Annotated in this window: 6 protein-coding genes; 5 read left to right on the top strand and 1 reads right to left on the bottom strand. The window is 72.7% G+C overall.

Features of this window, described 5'->3' with window-relative positions; all coding sequences use genetic code 11:
- The first annotated feature begins 110 nt into the window (after window positions 1-110).
- The 5 genes from JWR86_RS16250 (at window position 111) to JWR86_RS16230 (ending at window position 7,406) form a co-directional block, all read left to right on the top strand.
- The gene (locus JWR86_RS16250; RefSeq protein WP_299567414.1) at window positions 111-1,538 is read left to right on the top strand and encodes a YcjX family protein; all 1,428 of its coding nucleotides are present in this window, start codon (window positions 111-113) and stop codon (window positions 1,536-1,538) included.
- Window positions 1,535-2,560, top strand: a complete 1,026-nt coding sequence (locus JWR86_RS16245) for a YcjF family protein (RefSeq protein WP_299567408.1) — start codon at window positions 1,535-1,537, stop codon at window positions 2,558-2,560. Before JWR86_RS16250 ends, JWR86_RS16245 begins: the two co-directional genes overlap by 4 nt.
- Before the next feature lie 165 nt (window positions 2,561-2,725).
- Window positions 2,726-4,048, top strand: a complete 1,323-nt coding sequence (locus JWR86_RS16240; protein WP_299567407.1) for a flagellar hook protein FlgE — start codon at window positions 2,726-2,728, stop codon at window positions 4,046-4,048.
- 26 nt (window positions 4,049-4,074) lie between these two features.
- Complete coding sequence (gene flgK, locus JWR86_RS16235) at window positions 4,075-5,907, top strand: flagellar hook-associated protein FlgK (protein WP_299567405.1); 1,833 nt, start codon at window positions 4,075-4,077, stop codon at window positions 5,905-5,907.
- Window positions 5,904-7,406 carry a hypothetical protein gene (locus tag JWR86_RS16230; RefSeq protein WP_299567404.1) on the top strand — a complete coding sequence of 501 codons (1,503 nt, stop codon included), beginning with the start codon at window positions 5,904-5,906 and terminating at the stop codon, window positions 7,404-7,406. The genes flgK and JWR86_RS16230 overlap by 4 nt, the downstream gene beginning before the upstream one ends.
- Here the strand turns inward: JWR86_RS16230 and JWR86_RS16225 are convergent.
- Window positions 7,399-8,526 (bottom strand): FAD-dependent oxidoreductase, encoded by a 1,128-nt coding sequence (locus JWR86_RS16225; protein ID WP_299567403.1) that lies wholly within the window; start codon window positions 8,524-8,526, stop codon window positions 7,399-7,401. The genes JWR86_RS16230 and JWR86_RS16225 overlap by 8 nt on opposite strands.
- Between the last annotated feature and the right edge of the window lie 37 nt (window positions 8,527-8,563).

Genomic DNA, 8,563 nt, shown 5'->3' with positions numbered 1-8,563 from the left:
CGGTCCCCGAGGTGTCGCCGGCCGCAGCGCCGCGCTAACGTCTCCTTCCGGCCGTTCCCAAAGGTTCCGCGTTGCCCTCCTTTCCCGACCTTTCGACCTTCGGCGACGCGCTGTCGCGCGCCTCGGGCGCGGCGCATTCGCTGCGCCAGGCGGGCCAGGACCTGTTTCAGCCGACGCTGCGGCTCGGCGTCACCGGGCTCGCCCGCTCGGGCAAGACGGTGTTCACGACGGCCCTGGTGCACCACCTGATCCGCCGCACGCCGATGCCGGCCTTTCGGGCCGCTGCGGAGGGCCGCATCAGGCAGACGCGGCTCGCCCACCAGCCGAACGACGACGTGCCGCGCTTCGCCTTTGAGGCCCATCTCGAGGCCCTGGTCGCCGACCGACGCTGGCCGGCTTCGACCAGCCGCACGGCGGAGCTCCGGCTCGAGATCGACTTCGAGCGCACGAGCCGATGGCGGGCCGGCCCGGCGACGCTGTCGCTCGACATCGTGGATTACCCAGGCGAGTGGCTGCTCGACCTGTCGCTGATCGACCAGAGCTATCTCGACTGGTCGCGGGAGACCGTGGCCGCGAGTGGGCGGCCGGGCCGCGCCGCGGCCGCCGCGCCCTGGCGGGCCGCGCTCGCCGCCGTCGACCCCGGCGCCCCGGCGGACGAAGCGAAGGCCGAGCGGCTGGCCGAAGCCTTTCGGGCCTATCTGCGGGCGCTGCGGCAGGGACCGGAAGCGGTCGCCACCACCCCGCCCGGCCGCTTTCTGATGCCGGGCGATCTTGCCGGCTCGCCGGCCCTGACCTTCGCGCCGCTTGATCTCGGCGCCGAGGTCCGCATTGCCTCCGGCAGCCTCGCGGCCCTGATGCAGCGCCGCTTCGAGAGCTACAAGACGCGCGTCGTGCAGCCGTTCTTCCGTGACCATTTCCAGCGCATCGAGCGGCAGATTGTGCTGGTGGACGTGCTGGCCGCGGCCGACGGCGGGCCGGCGGCGCTGGCCGAGCTGGAAGAGGCGCTCGACCGGGTGCTGATGGCCTTCAACGCGGGCCGCAACTCCTTCCTGTCCCGCATCTTCGCGCCGCGGGCCGACCGGGTCCTGTTCGCGGCCACCAAGGCCGACCACATCCACCACACGAGCCACGACCGCCTGGAGCGCCTGCTGCGGCTGCTGGTCGGGCGCGCCGTGCGACGCACCGAGGCGGCCGGGGCGCGGGTCGGCACCGTCGCACTCGCCTCCGTGCGGGCCACCCGGGAAACCTCCATCATGGAAGGCCGGACAAGCCTGCGCGCGGTGGCCGGCACGCCGGAGGCTGGCGAGCGGATCGGCGACGACGTGTTCGACGGCGAGACCGAAGCCGCGATCTTCTCCGGCGAACTGCCGGCCGACCCCGAAACCGTGTTCACGGGCGGGCTCGAACCCGGCTCGCTGCGCTTTCCGCGCTTCCGGCCGCCCCGCATCCCGGTGGATGCGGCGGGCCGCTCAGCCGCCCTGCCGCATATCCGGCTCGACCGCGCGCTCGATTTCCTCCTCGGAGACCGGCTGCCATGAGCACGCGCCCGCGCGCCTATCGGCTCGACCAGCCCGGCACCTACACGGTCACCCCCGAGAGCCCGAACCTCCCCGACGACGTCCGGGACGCCGCCCGCATCATCGTCACGGAGGAGCCGGCGGACGCGATTGTGGCCGCCGATCGCGTGCCGGTCCTGCCGCCCGCGCCCCGTCAAGCGCCCTGGGCCCGACTGCTCCTGGCCGCGACGGGCGGGCTCGCCAGCTTGGCGATCGGGCTCGGGATCGAGCGGCTGATCCGCGACCTCTTTGCCGCCTCGACCTGGCTCGGCTGGGTGGCTGTGGGCCTGACGGCGCTGGCTGTGCTGTCGCTCGTGGTGATCGCGGCGCGCGAGATCCGCGGCGTGCTGCGCGAGCGCCGCACGGAGGCGCTCAGGATGCGGGCGGTCGAGGCCCTCGCCGTGCGCGACCACGCCACGGCCCGCGCCGTGGCCCGGGAGATCGCGGCGCTCTACGAGGGCCGCGCGGTCTCCGCGGCAGGGCCGAGCGTCGCCGACGCGGATGCCGAGATCATGGATGCGGAGGACCGGCTGGCGCTGGCCGAGCGAACGCTGCTGGCGCCGCTCGACGAGCAGGCGACCCGGGCCGTGGCGGAGGCCGCGAAGCAGGTCTCCGTCGTCACCGCGCTGAGCCCGCGGGCGCTGGTCGACATCGCCTTCGTGGTCTTCGCCGGGGCCCGCCTTCTACGCCACATCGCCCGCATCTATGCCGGCCGTCCGGGCATGCTGGGCTTTCTCAGGCTCGCCCGGGCGGCCCTGAACCACCTCGCCGTGACCGGCGGGGCGGCGCTCGGGGACAGCCTGATCCAGCAGGTGCTCGGCCACGGCGTCGCGGCCCGCATCTCGGCCCGGCTCGGCGAGGGGGTTTTGAACGGGCTGATGACGGCGCGGTTCGGACTCGCCGCGATCGAGGTCTGCCGGCCCCTGCCGTTTATCCGCGAACAGCCGCCCCGGCTCGGCGATGTCGCCGGCGAATTCGCGTCCGGGCTCCGGCCCGAGGCCTAGGGAGCCCGGCAAAACCTGCCGGGAGGCTGGCCCGGTTCTGCCGGGCGGCAGCCCCGCCAAACCCGAAACGGCAGCGGATTCAGCGGTTTCTGGCTGGCACGCCGGTTGCTGATCCGTTGCCGTGCCCCGGCGCGGATTGCGCAGGGCCGGAGGGGGTTTGCGTCTATGGGTATCCTGAATGCGTTGTCGACGGCGGTGACCGGCCTGTCGGCTCAGTCCTACGCCCTCGAGAACATCTCGGGGAACATCGCCAACTCGCAGACGGTCGGCTTCAAGCGAGTGGATACGAGCTTCGTGGACCTGATCCCGGACGCGCCCGCCCGGCACGAAAGCGCGGGTTCGGTCGGCACCTTCTCGCAGCTCACCAACACGCTCCAGGGCAGCCTGAAATCGACCGGCATCACGACCAACATGGCTCTGAACGGCGACGGCTACTTCACCGTGCAGTCAAACACGGGCTCGAACTCACAGCCCGTCTTCTCCGGCCAGAACCTGTTCACGCGGCGGGGCGACTTCCAGAGCGACGCCAACGGCTACCTGGTGAACGGGTCCGGCAATTACCTGATGGGCAGCGTCTCCGGCCAGGGGAGTGCCCCGATCAAGCTTCCGACCACTCCGCTTCCGGCAAAACAGACAGGCGGGGTCACCTATCAGGCCAATCTTCCCCTCTACCCGAAGACCGCCAGGGCGGATGCAGCCGTGGCCGGTTCGGAACTCCTCGATGCCGGCCTCGCGGGCGGCGCCACGGTGTCCGGCGCGGACCGGGCCGCCTTCCTGGGCCAGACCATCGCGGGAGGCGACGTCACCGTCTACGACGGGGCCGGGACGGCGGTCACGATGCAGACCCGGTGGGGCAAGACCGCGAGCTCGGCCGCGGGCGGAACGGACACCTGGAACCTCTATTACCAGGTCAGCCCGACGGCGACGGGCAGTGCGGCCGCGTGGGCCAAGGTCGGCGCCGCCACCTTCACGCCGAGCGGCGCCCTGACCTCCGCCTCCAGCATGACGATCCCGTCGCTGGCCATCAACGGCACTACGGTCGGGCCGGTCAGCGTGAAGTTCGGCTCCGGCAACCTGACCCAGTACGGCGATGCCGGCGGGGAGATGTCGAACGGCAACATCCAGCAGGACGGCTATTCGACCGGAACGCTGAACGGTGTGTCGGTATCCAGCGACGGCCGCGTCACCGGCAGCTATTCCAACGGCCAGATCTCGACCATCGCCCAGGTTCTGGTCGCGCATTTCAACGCCAACGACCTTCTGAAGCGCATGGATGGCGGCAGCTATGCGCAGACGGCCGAGTCCGGCGCGCCGAGCTTCGGCCTCCAGGGCTCCTCGCTCACGGGCGGCTCGGTCGAGATGTCCAACACCGACATCTCGGACGAGTTCTCCAAGATGATCGTCACCCAGCAGGCCTATTCCGCCAATACCCGCGTGATGTCGACGGCGCAGCAGATGCTGCAGGACGTCATCAACGTGATCCGGTAGCGGGCGGCAAGGCATAGGTCGGCGCCATGGGGCTGACGAGCTCGATCGAGACGGCCTTTTCCGGCCTGCGCGCGGCGCAGGCCGGAATGGACGTCGTCTCCCAAAACGTCGCCAATGCCAGCTCCGTCGGCTACACGCGGCGGGTCCTGGCGAGCGAGCAGCTGGTCGCGGGCGGACGCACCCTCGGCGTCGACGTGGCCGGAGCCACCCGGACGCTCGACACCCTGGTGCAGCGCCAGCTCCGGCTCGAACAGGCGGGCGCCAGCTACGCGTCCGTGCGGGCCTCCGCCCACGGCATCCTGAACCGGATGTTCGACCAGCCGGGCGGGACCGGCTCGCTGGCGACGCGGCTCGATACCTTCACGTCCAAGCTCCAGGCGCTGACCAACAACCCGTCGTCCTATGCGGCGCGCGCGGAGGTGGTGGCCGCGGCCTCCGGTCTCGCCGGATCGCTGAACGACCTCGCCGGGCAGGTCGCCTCGCTCCGGCAGGATTCGGAGGATTCGCTCGGCCGCGCCGTGAGCCGGGCCGACAGCCTGCTCGCGGAGATCGCCGTTCTCAACGGCAAGCTGGTCGGAAGCCCCAGCGCGGCCATGGCCGATCAGCGCGATGCGTTGATTGACGAGCTGTCCACGCTGATGGACCTCAAGGTCACGGCGCAGCCAAACGGCACGGTCGCCGTCGCGACCACGGGCGGGTTGTCCTTGGTGGACGGGCCGCGCGCCATATCGCTCAGCTTCGACGCCCGCCCCCTCGCGCCGGGCGCGGCCTATGATCCGGACCCGGCAAGGCGCCAGGCCGGCACGATCACGGCCACCGGCCTGGACGGCGTGCGGCGCGACGCCCTCGCCTCCGGTCTGATCCGGTCGGGCGAGATCGCGGCCCATGTCGAACTGCGCGACCGCATCCTGCCTCAAGCGCAGGCCCAGCTCGACGAACTCGCCGCCGGCCTCGCGGCCGCGCTTTCGGACCGGACCGTCGCCGGGACGGCGAGCTCGGCGGGCGCCGCCAGCGGCTTCGACCTCGATCTCGCCGCGCTCTCGGCCGGCAACCCGATCACCGTCTCGGTGCGCGATCCGGGCGGGGCCACCCGCACGCTGACCTTCGTCAGGGCGTCGAGCGCGTTTGGCGTGGCGGCCGCCGCGGCGGCCGGTCAGGTCGCGGTGGATCTCTCGGGTGGGCTCGCGGGGGCGGTTGCGACCATCGGCTCGGCGCTTGGCCCCGACTACGCCGTCTCGAACACCTCCGGCGCGACCCTCCGGGTCCTCAACAACGGCGGCACGAGCGCGGTCACGGCCCTGTCCGCCCAGGCGACCGTAACGGGCCTCGCCTCCGGCGCGCCCGAACTCCCGTTCTTCGTCGATGCCGGCTGGGGCAACGCCGCCTTCACGGGCTCCTTCGAGGCCGGGTCCCAACTTGCCGGCTTCGCGGGCCGCATTGCCATTCATCCCGGCCTTGTGGCCGACAATGCCAAGCTGATCAGCTATGGCCCGTCGGTCCTGGCCGGGGACACGACCCGGCCTGCACTGATCCTCGACCGGCTGACCAGCGCGTCGCGCTCCTTCTCCGGCGCGGCCGGGATCGGCGGCTCGAGCAGCGCCTGGACCGGCACGGTGACGGGCTTCGCCCGGCAGGTCATCTCCACGCAGGCGGCGGACGCCACCGCGGCCGCAAGCCTGGACGAGGGCCAGCAGGTGGTGCTGAACGCCGTCCGGAGCCGCTTCGCCGACCAGGCGGGCGTGAACATCGACACCGAGCTGACGCAGCTGATCCAGCTCCAGACGGCCTACGGGGCCAATGCCCGCCTGATCACGGCCAGCAAGGAGATGCTGGATCTGCTGATGAGGATCGGCGGATGAGCGGCGTCGGCGCCTACGGTTCGACGAGTCTGGGGGCGACGCGCTCTGACGCGGCCTTTCGGGATCTGAAGGCGGATCTCGCCCGGCTTCAGGCCCAGCTCTCGACCGGCCGCGTGGCGGACAATTACGCCGGGCTCGGCGCGGGCGCGGCCACGAGCCTGTCCGGCCGCTCGGCCCTGTCCAGCGTGGCGGGCCACCAGAGCAATGTCGGGGACGCCGGGGTCCGGCTCAGCCTGATGGGGCAGGGCGTGACCCGTCTGGCCGAAATCGCGTCCAGCCTCGCCAGCAGTCTGCCGACCTCGCTCGGGGCGGGGCCGATCGGCCAGACCAGCACCACGCTGTCGGCCGAGGAGGGGCTGCGCCAGGCCATCGAGCTCCTCAACACCGAGGTCGACGGCCGGTACCTGTTCTCCGGCCGCAGCCCGGACATCGTGCCGGTCGCCTCGTATGACGCGATGCTTGACGGCGAGCCGGGCCGGGCCGGGCTCCGGCAGCTCATCGCCGAGCGCAAGGAGGCCGATGCGGGCCCCGATGGCCGCGGCCGCCTGGCGGTCGGCGGGGCGGGTTCAGCGGCGACCCTCACCGAGGAGGCCGCTGGCCTGCCGTTCGGCCTCAAGGTGGCGAGCGCCACGGCGACCGGGACGGCGATCTCGGCCAGCCGCAGCGCCGGCCCTCCCGCCGCCGCCTCGATCACCCTCGGCGGGCAGCCGGCCGCCGGCGAAACGGTCACCCTCGAGTTCGGGCTGCCGGACGGCAGCCGCGAAACCCTTACGCTCACGGCGACCGCGGCGGGCCAGACCGGGACGGCTGCGAACGGCTTCGCGATCGGGGTCACGCCGGACGACACGGCCGCGAATCTGCGGGCGGCGCTCGACACGGCGGTGGCCGGCCTGGTGACCACGAAGCTCGCCTCCGCGTCGGCTCACAAGGCGGCCAACAGCTTTCTGGCCGGCTCGCTCTCCGGGCCGCCGGAGCGGGTGGCCGGACCGCCTTTCGCGACAGCGACGGCCCTGGTGACGGGCTCCGCCGCCAACACCGTGATTTGGTACCGCGGCGATGACGCGGCCGGATCGGCCCGGGAAACGGCGCCCGTCCGGGTGGGCGAGGGCCCGCCGATCCTGATCGGCGCGCGCGCCAACGAGCCCGGGATCCGGGCCGTGCTCGTCTCCCTGGCGGCGCTTGCGGCCGAAAGCTTTCCGGCCGGCGACCCGACCGCCAATGCCCGCTATGCGGCGCTGGCCACGCGCATCTCCGCGGCGGCCGGATCGGCTCCGCTTGCCCAGATCGCGGCCGACCTGAGCATCGCACATGGTCAGATTGGAGCGGCCAAGAGCCGGCTCGCGGCCGAGAAGGCCCAGATCGAGGACACTCTGGCGGGGGCGGAGAACGCCAACCCGTCCGAGGTCGCGGCCAAGCTTCTGGCCACGCAGACCCGCCTGCAGGCGAGTTATCAGACGACCTCGACCGTGGCCCGCATGTCGCTGCTCGACTTCATCTGAGGAGGCGCTCCGGCGCCAGGTCGGCCGGGAGAATCCCGGCCCCGGCGAGTTCGGCCGGCAGGCGCCCGCGAACAATCAGCTCGGCCGCGGCCCGGCCGAGTGCCGGCGCGGTCTGGAAGCCGTAGCCTCCTTGGCCAGCGAGCCAGAACCAGCCCGGCTCGACCGGATCGAAGCCCACGGCCGGCGTCCGGTCGGCCGCAAAGGTGCGCAGACCCGCCCAGCGGCGGCGGATGCGCCGCACCGGGAGGTCCAGCAGGGCTTCGACCCGCTCGGCCGCGGTCGCCACGTCGATCTCCTCCGGCTGAGCATCGGTCGGCTCGCTGTCGGTCTCGTCGGCCGGGGAGGCGAGCAGCAGCCCGGCATCGGGCTTCACGTAGACGTCCTCGTCCGCCCCGACCACGATCGGCCAGGCCCGGATGTCGAGATCCGGCGGCGGCTCGAACAGAAAGGCGGTGCGGCGCTTCGGCCGCAGCCCGAGCGGCCTCACGCCGGCCAGCTCCGCGAGCCCGTCCGCCCAGGCGCCGGCGGCATCGACCACGACCTCGGCCACGACCGGTCCGGCCCGGGTCTCCAGTCGGTAGCCCTCGCCTTCGCGCGAAACGGCCGTCACCTCGGCCCGGGTCAGGATGTCGGCCCCGCCGGCCCGGGCCATGCGCAGGAAGCCGGACAGGAGGGCATGGGTGTCGATGTCGCGGGCGTCCGGCTCGTACACGCCGGCCGTCGCGGCTTCGGGCCGCAGCGCCGGGACGAGGCGGCGCATCTGCTCGCCCGAAAGAGCCCGCACCGCCGGCACCAACGCCTGCGCCTCACGCAGCAGCAGGCCGAGCTTGGCCTCGTGCCCCGCCCCGCCGACATGCAGCGCTCCCCTCGGGGTCAGCAGCGGGTGATCGGAGAAGCCCTCCGGAGGGCGCTCCAGAAAGGGGCGGCTGGCGACCGACAGGGCCCGGACTGTGGCGTTGCCGTAGGTCTCCGAGAACAGGGCCGCCGAGCGCCCGGAGGCGTGGTAGCCCGGCTGGTCTTCGCGCTCGAGCAGCAGCACGGACCGCTCGACCGCGAGATGCGCGGCCGCCGCGGCCCCGGCGATGCCGCCGCCGACGATCGCGATCTGGACCCGGATCACCGCGTGCTGCGCCCGGTCACGGCCTGATCGGCCGGGC

This window comes from Enterovirga sp., from assembly GCF_028290205.1.
In the GTDB taxonomy this organism is placed as follows: Bacteria; Pseudomonadota; Alphaproteobacteria; order Rhizobiales; family Beijerinckiaceae; genus Enterovirga.
This window is presented reverse-complemented; position numbering and strand designations above follow the sequence as displayed.